Origin of the sequence: Lysinibacillus sp. G01H, assembly GCF_028872195.1 — a bacterium.
Lineage (GTDB): Bacteria > Bacillota > Bacilli > Bacillales_A > Planococcaceae > Lysinibacillus > Lysinibacillus capsici.
Window position 1 is genome coordinate 1,571,865 of the sequence record NZ_CP118397.1, and the last position, 21,831, is coordinate 1,593,695.

Consider the following 21,831-nt stretch of genomic DNA (forward strand, 5'->3'; position numbering starts at 1 on the left):
CTCAACAAACCCCTCTATTCAACGTCTTTAATGCGTAATTGCTGCATGGCAAACTCACGATACATAGCATGTGTTTCAAAGAGTGTTTCGTGTGTACCACAGCCAGTAATATGCCCTTTCTCAATAAACAATATTTGATCGGCATCTACCACTGTCGATAAACGATGCGCAATGACTAGTGTTGTGCGTCCTTGCATTAAGTTGTCTAATGCTTTTTGTACATAAATTTCTGATTTACTATCTAAGCTTGATGTTGCTTCATCCAGCATTAATATTTGCGGATTACGTAATAGCGCTCTTGCGATAGAGATACGCTGACGTTGTCCTCCTGAAAGCTTGATGCCTCGTTCTCCAACTTCAGTGTCAAACTTGTCTGGAAGTTCGTTAATAAATTGATCCGCATAGGCCATTTTAGCCACTTTTTCTAGCTCATCATCTTGCACTTCACGGTCAATACCATAGCAAATATTTTCTCGAATCGTTCCTGATAGCAGGGCACTTTCCTGCGCTACATAGCCGATTTGACTGCGCCAAGAGTGGAGTGAGAATGTTTCGATAGGTGTATCTCCTAGCATGATACTACCGTTTGTTGGCTGATAATATCGTTCGAGCAGAGAAAATGTAGTTGTTTTACCGCCACCACTTGGACCCACAATGGCTGTTACTTTGCCTGGCTCAATTGTGAAATTAATATCGGATAAAATGGGTTCCTCACCATAAGAAAAATCAACATTTTTAACATAAATGGGTTGATCTACTTTTTCTACAGTTAAGCCTTCTTCAATATGTTCTTCCTCGTATTCAAGTAATGCACTAATTCGTTCTGTAGCACCCATGGCTTTTTGGAGCTGGGTAAAGAACATCGTTAATTGCGTCATTGGCATAATGATTTGGATTAAATATAAAATAAATGCCACCATATCGCCAGCCGTCAGCTCTCCAGAGGAAACACGAACACCACCATAGCCAATAATAGCTACAAGCACGGACATCAGAACGAATGAAATCAGCGGGGAAATCAGTGCGTGGATTTTTGCTTCTTTTAAGCCGAATGTAAAGAGATTAGTAATGCCCTTTTTTCCACGCTCATATTCAATTTGCTCAGCATTTGAAGCCTTGACTAGGCGCGTTTCAGGTAATACTTGATTTAATACAGACGTAAATTTCGCTGTTTCATCTTGCATCCCTTTTGAAATCACAAACATGCGTCGCCCTAGCAGCATTAAGATCACCATAGCCAATGGCACGGCAATCAGCATGACTAAAGTCATTTTCCAATCTAAAAATAGAAGAATGATAATAGAACCTATTATGGAGATAACGCCAGATAAACAGTTGGCTAAATGCTCTGTTATAAGCTCTTTCACAACCGCTGTGTCATTCGTAACACGGCTCAATGTTTCACCGGTATCATGTTCATCATAATAGGGGATTGGTAAATGCAACAGCTTTCTCCATAGCTGGTCGCGTAATTTTGCCACAACATGATGTCCAACTCGATTTAAATAGTAGATGGATAATCCACTGGCAATAGCCTGTGCAATAAAGGCAATACCCAGTATAATGATTTGCCAATAATTAAGCGATTCTAACGAAAAGCCATCCACTAATTGTTTTGTAAATAATGGAACAATAAACCCTACACCTGTCGTTGCTAAACTCATCACTAAAGCGATGACAAGTAGCCAAATCGGTGGTTCGGCACGTTTTACTAATTGTATAAAACGGCGCCAATCTTTTTGTTTAGACATATCATTTGATGTTTCTTGCAAAGAAATAAGCCTCCTTCATTGTCTGAAAACAATGTATTTCGTTTCTATGGCTTTACTATAGCATGCGTTTATGAACTGAATATGAAATGAATGGTCATCAAAAAAGGTGATGCGATCACCACCTTTTGATACTAGTCTGCGAATTCATCGTGGTATAAAGACTTACCAAGCAAGCGATAGATTCTCAAAGCTAGCTGGATTTGTAACAGCTCCTCATAGCTTTTTAGATCGGTTTTTAAAATTTCTTTAATCTTTTCAATTCGATAAATTAACGTGTTGCGATGGATAAACATTTCCTTGGCTGTTTCACTTATATTCATATGATTGATAAAGTAATTTTCTAATGTAAGTAGATAGCTTGTCCCGTGTAATAGATCGTGCTCAAAGACAGAACCCAAGCTTTCTAAGAAAAAGTCCTTTAGCTGCACTTCATTAATATTTGAATCTAAAAAATGATAAATGGAGTGATCTGCATAATGAGCCACTGCTCCACGCTCTTCGAAGCGGTGCATAAGACGGAGAGCTTCATGTGCCTCTGCAAAGCTTTTATGGACAAAACGTATATGTTTATATTCTTTGCCAATGCCAATTAAGAAGGAGGTTTGCGTATGTTGTTGTACTAATAATTGGAGAATGTTTTCTGCGTATTGCTTTGTTTCATTGATCGTGAAATCTTGTTTGTCGTCTTGCTGTCCAACTAATATAATGATTTGGTTATTGCGATAAAGGCATGTAATTTCCCCATTAATTGTGCTAGAGTGCTCATAAATTAAGTTCATACATTTTTTTGCAATATTATCGGTTTCGTATTTTCTAGAGATTAAATCATGCTGGTTTTGCAAATTTTCATGGCTAATAGAGATGACGATGCAATAATATTTATGGTTGATCTTTAAGCCGTGGAGATCACATAGTGTTTGTAGCGTTTCAAGCGAAGTGATTTTTCCAGTCAATAAATCATCAAAAAACTCTTGTTTAATCTTTAAACGTACACCCTCAATTTCCTTCTGTTTTATCCTTTCTAGTGCCACAATCGTGGAGGCTTGCTCTAAAACGATGAAATCAAACTCATTCAGATCCCGTACAGTTTGCCAAATGACAATATAGCCATAAATATAGTTGGCCACTGCGACAGGGAGAATTCTACAGGTTACTGCTAGATCTTCTAATTGATAGATTCGTGTAATGGATTTTTGCATTTCGTTGAGATCGTTTGGAATGGTATCAATAAAATCCTTTGAAAATGTTGGACGATTCTTCTGTAGGTTGATCCCATAGGCAAGTGGTACAGGATTCGTATCAAGATCTGTATAATGCAGTAAATTCCAGTCATTATCTAAAAAGATTATCGGGTTATTAATTGTTTCAGCTAATTTAGAGGAAATGGATTCAATGCCTCCTCCTTCAAGTGCCACCTTAAATAGCGTATTGTGCATGTCCAAAGATTTTCTATTTAATAGATCATAACGTCCAGATGCCTTTTCATTGATAATCGAGATGACCTTGGAAAGGGTGTAATTATAAGGTAACTCTAATAACGGCAATCCATGCTGATTGGCAATATCGATCATGTTTTGAGGCGTCTTTTGTAAATAGCGTCTCATTTTAATAACAAGGCCTGCACAATTGATTTTAGAGATTTCTTGGATGATTTTATTTTGTAAGGCTTCATTATCTTGGAAGATGTAACCAGTCGTTAACAATAATTCATTCGGCGTCAGCCAATCAAATGCATCGGGATTTTCGATAATATTCACAAGTGCAATTTCATTGTGAATTCCTTGCTCTCCAGCAACAATTTTAATTCCTTCCAGTGCCTTTATCTCTAATATATCTTTAATTGTTAGCAAATGATTTCACTCCTTCGCCATAATCTTATCACAAAACATTGTACATATTGCCTAAATGATCTACATTCTTTTTGGTTTTGCTAAACAATGATATCTACAGGATAAGAGAATAAAATAAAGCTTGTAAGACGGAAATGTGAAAGTAATAACATTCTCGCGGTTTATTTCTTTTTAGTCGAAATGAACAATAGGTCAGAGAAATGGAGGAATGAAATTGGTAGATATAAATGTGGTCTCAGAATTTTTAACTGCAGCTGAAGCAGGTGATATTAACGCTCTGAAAGGTTATTTACAACAAGGTGTGGATATTAATTCTCAAAATAAGCGCAAACGTACAGCAATTTTACTTGCTGCAATGAATGATCAATTAGAAACAGTAAAATTTTTGATTCAGGAAGGGGCAGATATTGACCTTCAAGATCAAATTTGTTTGAACCCATTTTTGTATGGATGTATAAATGGAAAGTTAGAGCTTGTGAAAATAATGCTACAAGCAAACACAGATTTAGAGCGTTTAACACGCTTTGGCGGTGTAGGGATTCATCCAGCAAGTGAGAAGGGCTTTGTAGAGGTAGTTCGTGAACTTGTAACGACTACAGACATCAATGTCAACCATACAAATATTTGTGGCTGGACACCATTGATTGAAGCCATTCTCCTCAATGATGGTGGAGAAGAGCAACAAGAAATAGTTCGTCTATTAGTTGAACATGGAGCAGATACACAATTAGTGGATCAATATGGTGTGACACCATTAACAATGGCTAAAGAAAAAGGATTTACTGAAATTGAAAAAATTCTACTAGAAGCAGGAGCGAAATAGTAGTACTCCTACACATAAAGAGGGTGTACATATGATACATGCCAAATCGGGTGATGATTTTCAAATGATGCTCAAAGCTGAAGCCTATCCATTATTTTCAGTGTAGATCGCTATGTTAGTCAGGCAACAACGGCTATGATTGAGCAAATTAAACATTACTTTAAAAGCAAATAGGATGAACAAAAAGGAAGATATAAAAATATGTTCCTTTTTTTGGAGAGTTCACATATACTATTTATAAACCGACAGTCAGTCTAATTTGTAGGGCAAGTTCAAGAAGCTGTAAAGCCTCAACTTGTGCCTACAATTTTTTAACATATTAAATGACCGACTGTCGGTCTAAAAATAATAAGGGGTGTTTTTCATATGGAAATGCTAGTCAAAGAAAAAGGCTTTTCGAAAGATTTTATCATTATGGTAGTTGGGCAAATTATTTCTATTTTAGGCTCTGCACTTTTAAGGTTTGCTCTTTCACTTTTTGTTTTAGATATAACAGGACGGGCAGATCTTTTTGCTGTGCTTTTTGCTATTTCAAGCCTACCTGTTTTACTTACACCATTTGGTGGCGCAATAGCAGATCGTTTTAATCGGCGAAATTTAATGGTCCTATTTGATTTTGTCAGTAGTGGCATTGTATTGATTTTTTTTATTGTATTACTAACAGACAATCATTCTGTGCTATGGATTGGGTCGGTTATGGTGCTTCTTTCATTCATTAGTGCGATGTACACGCCAGCTGTAATGGCTAGTATTCCGCTATTGGTTAGTGAGCAAAAGCTTGAGCAGGCTAATGGGATCGTCAATGGGGTCCAGGCATTAGCGGGGGTGACAGCACCTGTGCTAGGTGGGATTTTATATGGAATGCTCGGCCTCAAACTTCTCGTCATAGTAAGTGGTTTATTATTTTTCTTTACGGCTATTGTAGAAATGTTTATGACGATCCCATTTGTGAAACGTAGCTATGATGGTCATTTGGTACCGACATTAATCAAAGACATGAAAGAAGGTTTTACTTATGTGGTGAAGCAAACATTTATTTTAAAATGTACGCTACTTGCTGCTTTATTGAATTTACTATTGACCCCACTTTTTATCGTTGGTGTGCCTATTATTCTTCGTGTCACGATGAACAGTAGTGATACATTGTATGGAATAGGAATGGGGATTATTGATTTTGCGACGATTTTAGGCGCGTTAACGATGGGTTACTTTGCAAAAAAGCTGCGTATGCACACCCTCTATATTTGGGTATTGGTGTCAGCCTTTTTGGTGATTCCTATGGCTATGTCTGTACTCCCTCACGCCCTTCAAATTGGCTATTATCCCTCGTATAGCTTATTTATTGGGTGTGCGCTTATCATTGCGATGATGATGACGATCATCTCCATTTACGTAATGACCCTTGTCCAAAAAGAAACACCAAATGAACAATTGGGGAAGGTCATGGCGATTATGATGGCAGTATCACAGTGTATGGCACCACTTGGGCAGATGGGGTATGGGTTGCTATTTGAGTACTTTCAAGCCAATATCTATATACCAGTCCTTATGATCTCTGTGTGTGTATTATTATTAGCTTTCGTAACGAAAAGAATATGGCGATTGGAGGCCAAGTAAATTGCTAGAACAAAGAAAACCACCTTTTCATTGGTAGTTTTCTTTGTAAAGCGATACCTAGCTAAAATCTTCTGGTTCTACGACGAGGACTATGCCTGTTGGTAGGAGTATTGGTAGGAAGGGTTGGTAACAGTAGCGTTGGCATATGTCGTGTATTATCTCCTATATGAATAGTAATGGATTCCTCTTCATTAGGTAAGGCTACCTTTTCTTCCTCAAGTACTGAGTGTTCTACCTCATTTAATAGTGGTGCTGAAAATTCGCTATGATGAGTAGTACTTGTAGTACTTGTCGGAGCTGTTGATTCTTGATGTGTTACGGGATGTTCTACTGCTGCATGAGGCTGCTGAACAGCATGGACGTCTTTCATAACGAGAATGGGTCGCATCATATCATGATCCTCATGCTCAAGGAAATGACAATGCCACATATAATTCCCGACATGATCTTTCCAATGCATAATAATTTTTGTAACCTTTCCAGCGTCAGCCTTCACCGTGTCCTTCCAACCTCGCTCATAGTCTCTTGGTTCTTCAGGCGGCCCTGTAAATTGTACGATGCCTTCATTTTGATAGATATCTAAATCAAACGGCCTTCGTTCCAAAATTTTAAATTGAATGAGATGTAGGTGAATAGGGTGGATAAAGGGTGTAGCATTAATAAAGTTCCAGATTTCAACACTATCTAAAGAAGGTTTTTCCGTTGCTGGATCATGGTACATACGATCATTTAATAGCAACATAGGTCGCCCAAATTCATCGGTAGTCGCCGTCAATGGCAGTTGTCTTTCTATATGTGCATGGTGTGGATGTAGATCCATAGAAACGGCAAGTCTTTCTGGAATTTCACTTGTATCTTCACATTTCAAAGGTAAAATTACTCGAAACTGCATAATCACGTTTGTATGTTCATCACTGAAATCGGTATCAGTATTAAGTAAGGTAATCTCCTGTCCAGCACAGCTTGAAAAATCGATAATGACATCCGTGCGTTCAGCTGGCAGCAACTCGACAGATTGGATAAGCTGTGGGGCTGGTAGTAAACCGCCATCTGTACCAATTTGAAACATTGGTTGACCATTGGAAAGACTAATGACATAGCCTCGTCGATTAGATCCATTTAGGAAACGAAATCTATATTTACGTGGCTCTACATCTAAATAAGGCCATAGTTTTCCATTAACCACTATCGTATTGCCAACAAAGCCTGGTGTGATAGAGGGGTGAACAGGCACGGGAAATGGTGGTTCGTCAGGATAAAACAATGAGCCATCCTCATTAAACGATTTATCTTGTATCAAAATCGGATATTCATAGTCTCCACATGGTAAATTAGAGCGTTCCTCAAGGGCATCCCTTAGTAAATAAAAGCCTGCTAATCCTGCATAAACATTTAAACGTGTTAAAGCCATGGCATGGTCATGATACCACATGGTAGTGCCAGGCTGATGATTCGTATATTCATGTATTTCCTTATTAAATTTTGGACCAGTATGCCGATAGTCTTTTGTGTACCATGCTTCAGGATGACCATCACTCTGCCAATCCACATTGGCACCATGTAGGTGAGTAACTGTTCTTACTTCTTGTGAATCGTTTGCAGCATGAAGCGTAAAATCTACTGGCAAAAAGTGCTGTAAGGGCAGCTGATTTTTGTATTTCACATAGATAGTTTTATCTTTTGAAGCTTCTATGGTTGGCCCTGGGTAAAGTCCATTATAGCCCCAAATTAATGAGTTTGGAAAATGCTTATGAAAACGATGCTGGCCTTCCATCATGACCAATTCGTAATAATCATTCTTCTGTTGCCCTCTGCTGTATTTTGGTTTGGCGATCATTGGTTTTGGAAGTTCATCTACAAATTTTGGAATCGTTGCTGGATCAGAAGGGTTAATTTGCATACTCACAACATCACATCCCTTTTCGATACTAAAATAGCTAATAAACTCATCATATGGGTAAAAACAACAGGTAACGAGGACAAAAATGGAGAAAAATGTGTAAAGAACATAAAAAAATTAATTACATATTATAGGAATAAAATGATTCATTTTAAAGCAAACAGATGGAAGATTTTAAAACAATCGTCACAAGAGATTTTTGCGTTGTAGGTAATAGTTGGTATCTTACGAAAAAGGGGACGAAGTGAATAAATATGTCTTATAATTGAGAAAGCACAAAGTAAACTGGATGATATGGGGCATGGAGAAGTGATGAAACGGTGGAATTAACATTAGAAGAATTAAATAAAACGATAATGGAGATGCGCACAAAGGGGTATTTAACGAAAGCACTAAAGCTTGCTGATCAAGGTCTTTTAGTCGCATTAGAGAGCAATAACTATGCATATGTCATGGATTTGTACTATCAAAAAATATTAGTTCATCATTCTTTAGGTGACACATTAAGCATGGTTAATCTTATTCATGATTATGAGGCCATTTGTCAAAATTATGGTACGACAAAAGATTTAATGCATTATCATTTAGTGATGTCATTAATCTATGATTTAGTGGGCATCCGTGAAAAAACGGTGGAAATGACGAAGAAATCTATCGCCTATGCACAGGAGCTACAAGATCCTGTCATGCTTGTTCGCTGTCATAATAATCTGTGCTATTTAGAGGTAGAGAAGGGCTGTACAAAGGAAGCACTTCAAGCAGGGCTATTAGCTAGAGAATATAACAAATCTCTTGCTAGAACAATGCCTGAGCTAGCAAAATTACATGATATTCGTATTAATAATAATTTAGCAGATGTGTATATTTTAGAAGGGGATTTTAAAAAGGGGAAGGCATTGCTGGACAGTACTTTATCCTCTGCAATTATTCATCATCATAAACGAGAAAAAGTAGCGGCATTGTTTGGCTACGGTTTTTTATTTGAAAAACAGGAAAAGCTTGAAGAAGCCGTATTCTATTATAAACAAGCCATAGATCTTGCCCAATCTTATGGAGATAAGCCGATAACAAAAAAAGTGATGCGCTTACTGTTAAACGTATTGTATCAATTGGATTGGCGAGATGAAATTTTTGATGTACAGCGTGAATATATTGATCTATCAGAAAAAATGAGTGTTGCAAATTTATTACAACAAGTAATGAACTTGGAATTTAAGCGTCAAAAGGAAAAGCTTGAGATAAAAGCACATTATGATCCATTAACAGGTGTTTTAAATCGTCATTTTTTAGACTATGAGCTACAGGAATGGCTCAATGCAGCCGAAATAGCGCAATCCTATGTATGTATTACGGTTTTGGATGTCGATTATTTTAAACTATTTAACGACACGCATGGTCATTTATTTGGAGATATGATTTTACAGCTTTTAGCTAACAGCTTGAAGGATTTTTTACAGGATGAAGATGTGAAAATTATTCGCTATGGCGGAGATGAATTTATCCTTTGTTTCAGGCATTCGCAAAAGGACTATATCAAAACATTGGTCCATAACACACATGCCTATTTGCTCTCATTAAAGCTCGAACAAGAACAGCAAAGTTATCCTTTAAGGGTTAGTATGGGTGCTTGTGTGAATAATCAGAAAGACTATCAATACAAGGAGCTATTTGAGCAAGCAGATAGCTGTTTATACCAAGCAAAAGCGAATGGCCGTGCTAGCTGTGTGCTATACGAATTATCATAATGACAGGTTCCTATTTACATAGTTAAATAGGAATTTTTCTTGTGATTGGACCATGTTTTTTATGCCCAAAACGAGGCTTCTATGAGGTGGAATGAAATTTACTGTAGTCATCATTTGAAAACGTTGTTCTAGCAACGTACAATATATGAAATTAAGAAACACGACAGCACAAAATTGTTGTATAATGTTGTGGTATGAGGAAAGAAAGCAGGTTGACAAAATGGAAAGCAAAATGAATGGTTACACAGTTATAGACACACACATGCATCAGCTATGTGTTATGCCAAAACAGCTCGATGTGAAACATAAGGTGAATAGATGAAAAACTGGTTAATTTTCATTTCTGTCTTTATTGTTTCGTTGTCACTTGTCATTAGTATTTTAGTACTCTGGAAAGCCGAGGCTCCGTTCCGTTCAATTGAAGAGCAGGCTGAACAGTTGGCACTAGATGCCAAAGCCCTCGCAATTGTATCGGAGTCCTACACATATAATGGCAAACATTCGTATGTTACTGTGTTCGGGGTAGACGAATACGGTGATAAAAAAGCTGTCTTTGTTCCGACGAATCTAGACGAGGATTCCATTCAGGAAGTGTTATTAGAAGATGGTATTACGGAAAAGCAAGCATTATCGGTTTTTAAAAATGAAGGAAATGTACAAAAAGTCCTCCACATGAAATTAGGCTATGAGGAGCCTGGCGCAGTTTGGGAAATTACGTATCTGAACGACCACGACCAGCTCAACTATGTCTATATTCTGTTTAAGGATGGCGACTGGTGGAAGCGCATTACGAATTTATAAGAGGAGTAGATCCCGAATGAAAAATTTATTAGCAACACGTGTAAAAACTTTAACACCATCTTCAACATTAGCGATTACTGCAAAAGCAAAAGCATTGAAAGAGCAAGGTATTGATGTTATTGGTCTTGGAGCTGGTGAACCAGACTTTAATACACCTCAAAATATTTTAAATGCTGCCATTGATTCAATGGAAAAAGGTTATACAAAATATACACCTGCTGGCGGACTTCCAGTTCTGAAAAAAGCTATTATTGATAAGCTTCAACGCGACAATAACCTTACTTATCAGCCAAATGAAATCATTGTTGGTGTAGGGGCAAAGCATATTTTATACACGCTATTCCAAGTGATTTTAAATGAAGGCGACGAGGTTATTATTCCAATTCCTTATTGGGTGTCTTATCCAGAACAAGTGAAATTAGCTGGCGGCGTACCAGTTTATGTTGAAGGTACACGTGAACAAAGCTATAAAATTACAGCGGATCAACTGAGAGCAGCTGTGACAGACAAGACAAAAGCAGTGATTATTAATTCTCCTAGTAACCCATCAGGCATGATTTATTCTCGTGAAGAACTTGCAGAACTTGCTGCTGTTGCAGAAGAAAAAGATATTTTAATCGTGTCAGATGAAATTTATGAGAAGCTTGTATACAATGGTATTGAGCATTTTTCGATTGCACAACTTTCTGATGCAGTGAAAGCACGTACAATCGTTGTTAATGGTGTGGCAAAATCTCACTCTATGACAGGCTGGCGTATTGGATATGCTGCAGGTGATGCAGACATTATTAAAGCAATGACTGACCTTGCATCACACTCAACATCTAATGCGACAACAACAGCACAATATGCAACTGTGGAGGCGTATAATGGCTCTCAGGATGCGGTAGAGGAAATGCGTCAGGCATTTGAATCTCGTCTTGAAAAAATTTACCCACAGTTAAGTGCTATTCCTGGCTTCCATGTATTAAAGCCACAGGGTGCATTCTACCTATTACCAGATGTAGCAGAAGCTATGGCTCACACTGGCTATGATTCAGTAGATGCATTTGCTGCGGATATTTTAACAGAAGCAAACGTAGCAGTGATTCCAGGCTCTGGCTTCGGTACACCAACTACTATGCGATTATCTTATGCTACATCTTTAGACTTATTAGAAGAGGCAGTCCGTCGTATTGATACATTCGTGAAATCAAAATGGCAAGACTAATCCTTCTAGTCAACTTTGGAGGATTTCTATGAAAAAAATTATGATTAAAGATATGCCACAGCATATCGGTGAAACAGTCAAAATTGGCGCTTGGTTAGCCAATAAGCGTTCAAGCGGAAAAATTGCGTTCCTACAGCTACGTGATGGCTCTGGCTTTGTACAGGGCGTTGTAGTGAAAGAAGAAGTAGGCGAAGAAATCTTTGCTACAGCAAAAGGGATGACGCAAGAAACTTCTATGTATGTGATTGGTGAGGTGAAAGCTGACGAACGTTCAAGCTTTGGCTGTGAACTTGCTATAACTGGTATCGAGGTACTACATGCAGCAACAGATTTCCCAATCACACCAAAAGAACATGGTCCAGAATTTTTAATGGATAACCGTCATTTATGGCTGCGCTCTCGTAAACAACATGCCATTATGAAAATTCGTAATGAAATTATTCGCGCTACATACGAATTTTTCAATAACAACGGTTTTACAAAAATGGACCCACCAATTTTAACAGGTTCTGCGCCTGAAGGTACTTCAGAGCTGTTCCATACAAAATATTTTGATGAAGATGCGTATCTATCTCAATCTGGTCAGCTTTACATGGAAGCTGCTGCAATGGCTTTAGGAAAAGTATTCTCATTCGGTCCAACTTTCCGTGCTGAAAAATCTAAGACTCGTCGTCATTTAATCGAGTTTTGGATGATTGAGCCTGAAATGGCATTCGTAGAATTTGAAGAAAATTTAGAAGTACAAGAGCAATATGTAGCGCACATCGTACAATCTGTACTTGCAAACTGCAAATTAGATTTAGAGCGACTTGGCCGTGACACATCAACACTTGAGAACATCAAAGCGCCATTCCCTCGAATTTCTTATGATGATGCGATTAAGCTTTTACACGAACAAGGCTTCGACGATATTGAGTGGGGCGATGATTTTGGTGCGCCACATGAAACAGCGATTGCGAATTCATTTGACAAACCAGTATTTATTACTTGTTACCCAGTAGGCATTAAACCGTTCTATATGCAACCACATCCAGATCGTGATGATGTTGTATTATGTGCTGATTTAATTGCACCTGAGGGTTACGGAGAAATTATTGGTGGTTCTGAGCGAATCCATGACTACGATTTATTAAAATCACGTCTGGAAGAGCATAACCTATCTTTAGATGCCTATGCTTGGTATTTAGAGCTTCGCAAGCATGGCTCTGTCCCACATTCAGGTTTTGGTCTAGGGTTAGAGAGAACTGTAGCATGGATTTCAGGCACAGAGCATATCCGTGAAACAATTCCATTCCCACGTTTACTAAACCGCTTATATCCATAAGCTAATCAATTCAAAAGTCGCGTAGTGAACTATCTACGCGGCTTTTCTACTTACTTAAAGAAGGAGTCTGGAGAATAATGAATGTAAATAATCATCGACTCCGTACATGGACTGAGCAGAGAATGATTCCCATTCCTCAGCTTTTTTTTCAGTTTTATAAGGAGTTAAATATGGAGGATGAAGAGGCACTGATTGTCATGCACTTATTGGCCTTTCAGATGGAGGAGAATGACTTCCCAACACCTAACGATCTAAAGAATCGTCTCACAATGTCTGATAATGACATCACATCACGTTTACAGCGATTAATGCAAAAGGGTTTTCTTGAAATTACACGAGATGTCGACGCGGGCGGCAAACTATATGAAAAGTATTCCGTATACCCGCTATGGGAGCGCATTTTACAAATGATCGATATGAAAGAGCAGCAACAAACGGCAGTGACACTTCAACAAGAAGAAGGGGAGATATTCCGTCTTTTTGAAGAGGAAATGGGGCGTCTTTTATCTCCTTTAGAACTTGAAAAAATTGGATGCTGGCTTGATGAGGACAAGCATAGTCCCGCACTCATCAAAGAGGCGCTAAAGGAGGCTGTCTTTGCTGGGAAACTGAGTATTCGTTATATTGATCGTATTTTATTAGAATGGAAAAAGAAAAATATTACGACACCACAAGCCGCACAAAAGCAAAGTGAACAGTTCCGTGAGAAACAGACATTTAACAGAGCACCAGCTCGAACAGTTCAACAAGAAACGCAATCAACGGGGAGAGTTCCATTTTATAATTGGTTGGAAGAAAGAGAATAGGGGGGCATCCAGTTTGTTAACGAAAAAACAGTGGGAGCATTGTCTAGAAGAAATGGATCGAATGTTTCCCGACGCACATTGTGAGCTCGTTCATGATAATGCTTTTGAGCTAACAATTGCCACATTATTATCTGCGCAATGTACAGATGTACTTGTCAATAAAGTAACGAAAACCTTATTTCAAAAATATAAAACACCAGAAGATTATTTAGCTGTTTCTATAGAGGAATTGCAACAGGATATTCGCTCTATTGGCCTTTATCGCAATAAGGCGAAGAACATTCAGGCTCTATGTCAACGTTTACTAGATGAGTACGATGGTGAAATCCCTGCAACACGTGAAGCCTTGGTGACATTACCAGGTGTAGGACGAAAAACGGCCAATGTTGTGCTTTCAGTAGCCTTCGATATTCCAGCACTTGCAGTGGATACCCATGTGGAGCGAGTATCCAAACGCCTAGGGCTCTGTCGATGGAAAGATTCGGTGCTTGAAGTGGAAGAAACGATTATGAAGAAAACGCCAATGGAGAAATGGTCAAAAACGCATCACCAATTAATTTTCTTTGGACGTTATCATTGTAAGGCCCAAAATCCTGGATGCCGTACTTGCCCTTTACTGGACGATTGTCGTGAAGGGCAAAAGCGTTTAAAGAAAGGCCTGGTGAAGGAAGCGTGAATAGTGAAGCCATAGCAAAAGAAAAGGTTGATGCATGGTTTGCCCAATGGACTTCTCTACAAGCCGCTATCCATAAAGCACATGATGCAAGAAATGGACTGGCAAAAGGGCTAATGGAAGATGCCATCGAGCTATTTGAACAACTTGTGCAAGCTGCAGGCGATGAAGTGCTACCGATTAATGGTGTTGAGCGACTAGCCTTTATTAAAGCTAAGCCAGGACAATATGCATGCTATCGTCAACTAGATGAGCTATTTAAAGAAACGAAAAAGCGCACAGCACGACTGCGAATTCAAGCTAATGGATAGAACAGGTAAAGTGAAGGATAGGACGCGAAAAGTGGCGGATAGACCGTGTAGAGTGGTGGATAGATCGTCAAAACTGACGGATAGCCTCAGAGCCTTCATCAATAAAAAAACCGAGAAGCAGTTCATTCACTGCTTCTCGGTTTTTTTCTTTATTCTGAGCTTTGGTCTTCTTCATTTGGGTTGGTAGGCTCGGTAGGAGGTGTTGGCTGCTGATTTCCATCATTATTGCCATTGTTTCCACCGTTGCCGTTATTTCCATGCCCATTGCCATTCCCGTTATTACCATTATTATTGTTGTTATTGCCGTTGTCGCCATTGCCATTATTGTTATTACCTTGATCATTGTCCTCTTGATCAGGATCAATCGGTAAATCAATATCTGGTTCATCTGGATCTTCCGTTTCCAAATCTTCCTCAGGGGTACTTGTGATCTGGAAGGTAGTTGTCCCAGGCTCACTGCGTGTGCCGTCTACAATGGCTACGACAGAGATTGTATAGTTACCATCTTCAAGCGTGTTAGCAACAGTTAAGCCTTTCGTGTCTGCTGTGCCAAGGATAACCGTTTCTCCACCTTCACGTGTGGCAGAAACTTCAAATGAAGTTGGTAATGGTTCATCGGTTTCTGGATTTAGGATGGCATCATGTTCCCAAGAAATATTGATCGACTTTGCTCCTAAATCTAAGCTTGCTGAAACATTATAAGGTGTAGATAGCTCTGGCGCCTCATAGACCTCAGAAACCTCTGTTGGTTCAGTTCCGCGAACGAATAACTCTGTTTGACGTAGTTCGCTAGGTGTATAGTCACTTGCCAATCTTAAAGGATTAGAGCCTACTTCCACCGTTGCTTCTACAACAGTACTTGGCTTTTTGAAGCTAGCTGTCTCAACATTTGCTGAAATCTCTTGCATAATTGTCTTAAATAGGTTTTGTGGTAATCGACGTTCTTCCCAGGTTGTAATTGGATCAAAGTGTTTTTCATAGCCACTCCATATAGCGATGGAATAGTTAGTTGTGTAACCAGCAAACCATGAATCTGGCACACTTGTATTCGGTAAATTATATTTGTTAAAGTCTTCTGCTGAATAGTTAGTTGTACCTGTTTTACCTGCGATATCTAAGCCAGGCACATTGGCTGCAGTTCCTGAGGCATCAGGCTTATTGCCGACTACATCACGTAGCATGTCTGTTACCATGTAAGCCGTATAATCATTCATAGCCACTTTAGACTCAGGTGTATAGTTTTTAGACGTTTTACCATCACGATAAACAATTTTTGTAATCGAATGCGGATCTGTATAGACCCCGTTATTACCGAAAGCAGCATAGGAAGCTGCCATTTGAATAGGAGAGATAGTAATAGCACCACCACCAATTGCATCGGACTCATAGAGGTTTTCTGTTTCTATCCCTAAACGTCCAACAAATTCCTTGGCTTTTTCAGTACCAACCTCCTGTAATGCTTTAACAGCTGGAACGTTTCGTGAAGCATATAATGCTTTACGTGCAGTCATAGCACCCATATATCTGCCATCCCAGTTTGTGATTGTTTGCTTTGTGCCTGTATAGTTCATTGGTTCGTCGACAAGTGTTTGACCTGTAGACCATTTTAAATATTCAATTGCTGGCCCATAGTCGACTAACGGTTTCATTGTGGAACCTGGTTGATTATTTGTTAAGTCCTCGGCATAATTCCAGCCACGTTCTGCACCATATTTACGACCGCCACCAACGGCTTGAATGGCACCAGTTTTTGTATCAACGACCGCCACACCTGACTGAATTTCTTCAGTTGGGAAATTACTATCATCATTCATGACATTTTCTACAACTTGTTGAGCATTTGGATCAAGTGTCGTATAGACTTTGATTCCTTCTGCCATTGCCGAACCGTCACCATTATTTTCTAATTCATTAATAACAATATCCAGGAAGGCATCATATTTGGAACCTGCAAATGATTGACGTGTTGCATCATCCGCTAAACCTGATTGAACTTCTGCTTTTTTTGCTTCTTCCATTTCGGCTTTAGAAATTTTTCCGTGTTGATACATTAATCCTAAAACGGTATTACGTCGTTTTTTTGCAAGCTCAGGGTTTTTTAATGGATTATACGCATTTGGTCGTTGCACTAACCCTGCTAATAATGCTTCTTCATCTAATGTTAAATCTTTTAATTCTTTACCATAGAAGTATTGTGCGGCTGTGCCGAAGCCATAGATACGACCTGACATAAGCATTTTGTTGAAGTACATTTCAAAAATTTCTTCTTTTGTATACTTACGCTCTAATTGGAAGGCAAGCCATGCTTCCTGTGCTTTACGCTTTAATTTCTTCTCGTTTTGTAAAAATGAGTTTTTAACTACTTGCTGTGTTAAAGTTGATGCACCTTGCGCACCAAAGCCATCACGGAAGTTTGCAAGGATTGCACCGCCTAGACGATAAAAATCCATCCCATGATGCTCAAAAAAGCGTACATCTTCTGTAGCCAGAATCGCATTGATCATATCTTCAGGTATATCTTCATATTTTATATATTTACGGTTTTCAGCACCGATTGTTGCAAATAATTCACCGTTTTTATCGTAGAACTCTGAAGAAACAGGATCTTTCAGTAATTCTTCATCGAGCTCTGGAGCCGTGCTTGCATAGAAGGCAAATAATGCAGCTCCTCCAATTAAGCCTGCTACACCGATTGCTAAGACTGTTAAAAAAATGCGTTTAAACCAAGACTTTGCGGATGAGGCTGGTTTCGTTTTTTTATTTTTATTTTTTTCAGCGAGAGCTTTTTGATGCTCTCCACGTGTTCGACGACGTTCAGTCATTCTTATTTCTCCTCACTTTCAGACCCGTAGCATTTTGCATCAATCAATTGTTGGATAATGGGTAAATAATCGATACGCGGATAATAGCTCGTAGGAATTTCATATGCCTCTTCTTCGATAATCGAAAAGGGTATCGATTTACGATTGCCATTTTCCATTGCTTGCCAGGCCTTTTGTAAAACTTTGTATGGCACAATAAAATATCGTTCAAAAGCAGAAAAACGAACGATAATAAAAGCCACACCATTTTGTTCCGTCACTTGCTGCATATGTGTCATTTGATGCTCATGAATATTTTTTAAGGGGAAACTTGTTTTGGAAGCAGTTTCCTTTGCATCAAAATCTATATAATGCCCTTTCCAAACACCATTGTAGTCGGTTGTAGAGGGTGTTCGAAAATAAGCTTCACGAATGACTGCAGCACTTCGTGAAGGGTACTCTACTTTGACGATTTGCACAGGAACAGGTTTCTTATGAATGATAGCAAGTCGCCTTTTTATATAATAGTCGTTTGCTTCATTAATTTCATCTTCTAGCGTCTTCCCACGATTACTAAAAGATAAATCTTTGTTTTTACTCTTTTTTTCTGTTTTCTGTACAGAAGCATTTGGGGTATACAATTTCCCGTTTGGATAACGAATTGTCATTAAGCTCACCCTTTACCTTACTGCTTTTCTATCCACTAGTTTACCATGTTTTAATAGCTGTTCTCTACCTCAATCATTCATGAAATTGTTACTAGAATAATAGAAAACAAATGGTAAGTAGGAATAATTTGCGTCGAAAAATCGCCAGCTTTATTCTTACTAGAATCGCCAAAATAACTGATAAATTTAAGTAGGTCATTGGGATGAAAATATACTCACACAGTGACCTTTCATTCATGACGATTTTTTTTGTCAGAGGTTCACTATTAAAATTTTATCGAAAATCTTCTTCTTTCAGCTAACTTACGCTTATTTTGTCACGCATGAAGGTAATTCTATACATACGAGGAATACTAAAGTTAAAGCAAAGGAGGCGTTATTTTGAACAAGTTAGAACAATTAGTTGCGCAGTTAGATCTGGTCAATCAATTACTTTTCACGAGAGTGTCGCTGGAAAACAATGCTCATAGTTTGCATTTTTTTATGCAACTTAAAGCGGTTAGCCAGAAAGTAAGCTTAGCAGAAAAGAACTGGCAAGTAAAGAATGCTTGTTCGCCTATTAGTAGTGAAAAATCATAGACTTTGGTACACTTATCTCATAAGCAATTGAACTAACGCAATAGCATGAAGATTGATACATTATTTTCCATAAGGGTGTGGTAAATAGGTGTCATAAACAGTGATATTTCCATTGCTGACGTGCAAAACAAAACATACTCACCATGTATATGCCGTCACTATGAAATATATTTGCTATGTGTAATTGTTGAGAGATGAGGTGCAAAATTGTTAGTTATCCAGCAAACATCCAAATTAATAGATGAATGTGATCAGTGTGTTTCACGTTTTTGGCAAATGCGTGAGGAAGATCGGACACCTGTTTTTTTTCAAGAGGTAAAGCCACATGCAGATGAAATCCATCAACTTTTGAAGGAATGGCAGCAAGAAGCCAATAAATGGATTCAAAAAAATCGACCAAAATACATGCATACGCAACAAATTGCTTCAGTCGTTGAATCGATGGAGCAATTTGTTGTGCAATCTTTTTATAAAGAAACAAGTAAAAAACGTTTTTTAGATGCCATTCATTCAACTTCCTATACTTTGAAAATATTTGAACGATTAGTTAAGGAGGGAGAGACGGATGCTATCGAAGAAACGAACGATTAGTGAGCTTTTACATGAGTGGAGATATGATGAAGAACTTAAAGAGCGTATCCTGCATTGGCAAACATTAGAAGGGCGTCCAGCTAACTATGCACCATTTCCTAGGGATTTACATCCCTCTTTAGTGAAAGCCCTACAGGCAAGGGGTATTGAGCAGCTTTATACCCATCAGCGAGAGGCATTTGATTTGGCACAGAGTGGTACGTCTTTTACTGCGGTTACACCAACTGCTTCAGGTAAATCCTATTGCTATCATCTGCCAGTGCTACAAAAAATAATGGAGGATAAAAATGCACGTGCCATTTATTTATTTCCAACAAAGGCACTGGCACAGGACCAGAAAAATGATTTGAATGAACTTATTGAGCAAAGCGGTGAGGAGATTTTAAGCTATACCTATGATGGAGATACGGCTCCAGGCATTCGCCAAAAGGTTCGTAAGGCAGGGCATATCGTGATGACGAATCCTGATATGCTTCATTCGGGGATTTTGCCGCATCATACAAAATGGGTTTCACTTTTTGAAAATCTACAATATATTGTGATTGATGAATTGCATACATACAAAGGTGTGTTTGGTTCCCATGTGGCGCATGTTATTCGGAGATTAAAAAGAATTTGTGAGTTTTATGGGAGTAAACCTGTGTTTATTTGTACATCCGCTACCATTAAAAATCCTAAAGAGCTTGCTGAGCTGCTAACGAATGAATCACACATGCTCATTGCTGATTCGGGTGCTCCAGTTGGTAAGAAAACCTTTCTTTTTTACAATCCGCCGATTATTCATAAAACATTTGGCGTGCGTAGAAGTGCTGTATTAGAGGTAAGTGATTTAGCTAAGAGGTTGTACACGGCTGGCATTCAATCCATTATTTTTGCCAAAAGCCGGGTACGCGTAGAAATGATTGTAACCTATTTAAAGGAACTTACACGTAATAAGCTGCTCGATGAATCTGTACGTGGCTATCGAGGTGGGTATCTGCCATCTGAGCGACGTGTCATCGAAAAAGGCTTGCGTGATGGGACAATCCAAACAGTAGTTAGCACCAATGCATTAGAATTAGGTGTCGATATCGGTCAATTACAAGCATGTATTATGACAGGTTACCCAGGAAATATTGCGAGTGCTTGGCAGCAAGCAGGACGTGCAGGGAGACGTCAGGATGAGGCATTGATTATTTATGTTGCGCAATCTTCCGCGTTGGACCAGTATGTGGTCAATCATCCACTATTTTTACTAGGCAGTACACCAGAGGAAGCACGTATTTATCCAGAAAATATGCTGATTTTAATGGATCATTTGAAATGTGCTGCCTTCGAGCTACCTTTTTCAACAGGCGATATGTATGGAGAATATGACATACAGGAATTGTTGGAGTATTTAGCAGAGGAAGGGGTAGTTTTTAAGACGAGTGATAAATGGCATTGGATGAGTGATCGTTTCCCGGCGCATGATATTAGCCTACGTTCAGCGTCACAAGAAAATGTAGTCATTATTGATCTTACCATTCCTGCACAGACAAAGGTTATTGGTGAAATGGATCGACATAGTGCCATGACACTCTTGCATGAAGAAGCCATTTACTTGCACCAAGGTATTCAGTTCCAAGTAGAGAAGCTTGACTGGGAAGAAAAGAAAGCCTATGTACGTGAAGTAGATGTTGATTATTATACAGATGCCAATCTAGCAGTTGAAATGAAAGTTTTAGAGGAAGATCGTAGCCGTTCATATGCAGGTGGTACAATTTGCTTTGGCGATGTTGGCTTAGTTGCACAAGCAACGATTTTCAAGAAAATACGCTTTGGCACACATGACAATATTGGCTCAGGACCTATACATTTGCCACCAGATGAAATGCATACAAGTGCTTCGTGGCTATCGTTTACTGCACCAGATAAATGGACAGAGGAAGAGCTAACAGATGCTATGACTGGGGTAGCCTACGCGATGAATGCCTTCATTCCTTTGTTTATTCAGTGTGATAGTAGTGATGTAGCCGTTGTACCGCAGGTGAAGGCCACACATAATGAGCGGCCAACGTTTTTTGTCTATGATAAGTACCCAGGTGGCATCGGCTTAAGTGAAAAGGTATATGAACTATGGGAAGAGCTAATCATGAAAACATATGAGCATGTCACAAATTGTGCATGCGAATCAGGCTGTCCTTCCTGTATTGGGGCACAAGAATCATTGCTTCAAACAAAAGGAAAGGTAGCTAAATTACTGCAACAATTAATGGCATAGTAAACTGAGGGTGAGGAACACCAATATGTTCTTTCACCCTCTTGTTTGTATTCATGGTAAATCGATTTTCAATGAAGAATATTTTGAATGAGGTTAACAATCATGATACTCTTGCAAG

General features: G+C 38.7%; 17 protein-coding genes. 12 read left to right on the forward strand and 5 right to left on the reverse strand.

Features of this window, described 5'->3' with window-relative positions:
* Nucleotides 1–14: 14 nt before the first annotated feature.
* Nucleotides 15–1,772, reverse strand: coding sequence for an ABC transporter ATP-binding protein (locus tag PSR12_RS07625; protein ID WP_257521750.1), 1,758 nt, complete (start codon nucleotides 1,770–1,772; stop codon nucleotides 15–17).
* Between the two features lie 131 nt (nucleotides 1,773–1,903).
* Complete coding sequence (locus tag PSR12_RS07630; RefSeq protein ID WP_274772428.1) at nucleotides 1,904–3,622, reverse strand: PucR family transcriptional regulator; 1,719 nt, start codon at nucleotides 3,620–3,622, stop codon at nucleotides 1,904–1,906.
* Nucleotides 3,623–3,836: 214 nt separating this feature from the next.
* Here PSR12_RS07630 and PSR12_RS07635 point away from each other — a divergent pair, with 214 nt between their 5' ends.
* Nucleotides 3,837–4,445 carry an ankyrin repeat domain-containing protein gene (locus PSR12_RS07635; RefSeq protein ID WP_221680669.1) on the forward strand — a complete coding sequence of 203 codons (609 nt, stop codon included), beginning with the start codon at nucleotides 3,837–3,839 and terminating at the stop codon, nucleotides 4,443–4,445.
* Nucleotides 4,446–4,811: 366 nt separating this feature from the next.
* Nucleotides 4,812–6,062, forward strand: a complete 1,251-nt coding sequence (locus tag PSR12_RS07640) for an MFS transporter (RefSeq protein ID WP_274772431.1) — start codon at nucleotides 4,812–4,814, stop codon at nucleotides 6,060–6,062.
* A gap of 61 nt (nucleotides 6,063–6,123) precedes the next feature.
* Here the strand turns inward: PSR12_RS07640 and PSR12_RS07645 are convergent, their stop codons facing one another.
* Nucleotides 6,124–7,962, reverse strand: coding sequence for a multicopper oxidase family protein (locus PSR12_RS07645; protein ID WP_274773444.1), 1,839 nt, complete (start codon nucleotides 7,960–7,962; stop codon nucleotides 6,124–6,126).
* A gap of 320 nt (nucleotides 7,963–8,282) precedes the next feature.
* On the opposite strand from PSR12_RS07645, the gene PSR12_RS07650 reads away from it, so the two are divergent.
* The 7 genes from PSR12_RS07650 to PSR12_RS07680 all read left to right on the forward strand — a co-directional run bounded on the left by PSR12_RS07650 (nucleotide 8,283) and on the right by PSR12_RS07680 (nucleotide 14,832).
* Nucleotides 8,283–9,707 carry a tetratricopeptide repeat-containing diguanylate cyclase gene (locus PSR12_RS07650; RefSeq protein WP_221680671.1) on the forward strand — a complete coding sequence of 475 codons (1,425 nt, stop codon included), beginning with the start codon at nucleotides 8,283–8,285 and terminating at the stop codon, nucleotides 9,705–9,707.
* A 318-nt stretch (nucleotides 9,708–10,025) separates the two neighbouring features.
* On the forward strand, nucleotides 10,026–10,508 hold the full coding sequence (locus PSR12_RS07655) for a cell wall elongation regulator TseB-like domain-containing protein (RefSeq protein ID WP_016994292.1): 483 nt from the start codon (nucleotides 10,026–10,028) through the stop codon (nucleotides 10,506–10,508).
* 16 nt (nucleotides 10,509–10,524) lie between these two features.
* The gene (locus PSR12_RS07660) at nucleotides 10,525–11,718 is read left to right on the forward strand and encodes a pyridoxal phosphate-dependent aminotransferase (RefSeq protein ID WP_004232831.1); all 1,194 of its coding nucleotides are present in this window, start codon (nucleotides 10,525–10,527) and stop codon (nucleotides 11,716–11,718) included.
* Nucleotides 11,719–11,746: 28 nt separating this feature from the next.
* Nucleotides 11,747–13,042 (forward strand): asparagine--tRNA ligase, encoded by a 1,296-nt coding sequence (gene asnS / locus PSR12_RS07665; protein ID WP_004232833.1) that lies wholly within the window; start codon nucleotides 11,747–11,749, stop codon nucleotides 13,040–13,042.
* 77 nt (nucleotides 13,043–13,119) lie between these two features.
* Entirely contained in the window at nucleotides 13,120–13,848 is a 729-nt protein-coding gene (locus tag PSR12_RS07670; protein WP_004232835.1) for a DnaD domain-containing protein, read from the forward strand.
* Nucleotides 13,849–13,861: 13 nt separating this feature from the next.
* Nucleotides 13,862–14,524, forward strand: coding sequence for an endonuclease III (gene nth / locus PSR12_RS07675; protein ID WP_274772435.1), 663 nt, complete (start codon nucleotides 13,862–13,864; stop codon nucleotides 14,522–14,524).
* Nucleotides 14,521–14,832, forward strand: coding sequence for a YpoC family protein (locus PSR12_RS07680; RefSeq protein WP_274772437.1), 312 nt, complete (start codon nucleotides 14,521–14,523; stop codon nucleotides 14,830–14,832). The genes nth and PSR12_RS07680 overlap by 4 nt, the downstream gene beginning before the upstream one ends.
* 149 nt (nucleotides 14,833–14,981) lie before the next feature.
* Here PSR12_RS07680 and PSR12_RS07685 read toward each other — a convergent pair whose 3' ends face one another.
* Both PSR12_RS07685 and recU read right to left on the reverse strand, forming a co-directional pair.
* Nucleotides 14,982–17,654 carry a penicillin-binding protein 1A gene (locus PSR12_RS07685; protein ID WP_274772439.1) on the reverse strand — a complete coding sequence of 891 codons (2,673 nt, stop codon included), beginning with the start codon at nucleotides 17,652–17,654 and terminating at the stop codon, nucleotides 14,982–14,984.
* Nucleotides 17,655–17,656: 2 nt separating this feature from the next.
* A complete protein-coding gene (gene recU / locus PSR12_RS07690) occupies nucleotides 17,657–18,301 on the reverse strand; it encodes a Holliday junction resolvase RecU (protein ID WP_004225567.1) in 645 nt (214 codons plus the stop codon).
* Nucleotides 18,302–18,682: 381 nt separating this feature from the next.
* Here recU and PSR12_RS07695 point away from each other — a divergent pair, with 381 nt between their 5' ends.
* The 3 genes from PSR12_RS07695 to PSR12_RS07705 all read left to right on the forward strand — a co-directional run bounded on the left by PSR12_RS07695 (nucleotide 18,683) and on the right by PSR12_RS07705 (nucleotide 21,713).
* Entirely contained in the window at nucleotides 18,683–18,880 is a 198-nt protein-coding gene (locus PSR12_RS07695; RefSeq protein ID WP_004225568.1) for a hypothetical protein, read from the forward strand.
* Nucleotides 18,881–19,087: 207 nt separating this feature from the next.
* Complete coding sequence (locus PSR12_RS07700; protein ID WP_274772442.1) at nucleotides 19,088–19,471, forward strand: YppE family protein; 384 nt, start codon at nucleotides 19,088–19,090, stop codon at nucleotides 19,469–19,471.
* The gene (locus tag PSR12_RS07705; protein WP_274772444.1) at nucleotides 19,446–21,713 is read left to right on the forward strand and encodes a DEAD/DEAH box helicase; all 2,268 of its coding nucleotides are present in this window, start codon (nucleotides 19,446–19,448) and stop codon (nucleotides 21,711–21,713) included. The genes PSR12_RS07700 and PSR12_RS07705 overlap by 26 nt, the downstream gene beginning before the upstream one ends.
* Nucleotides 21,714–21,831: the final 118 nt, after the last annotated feature.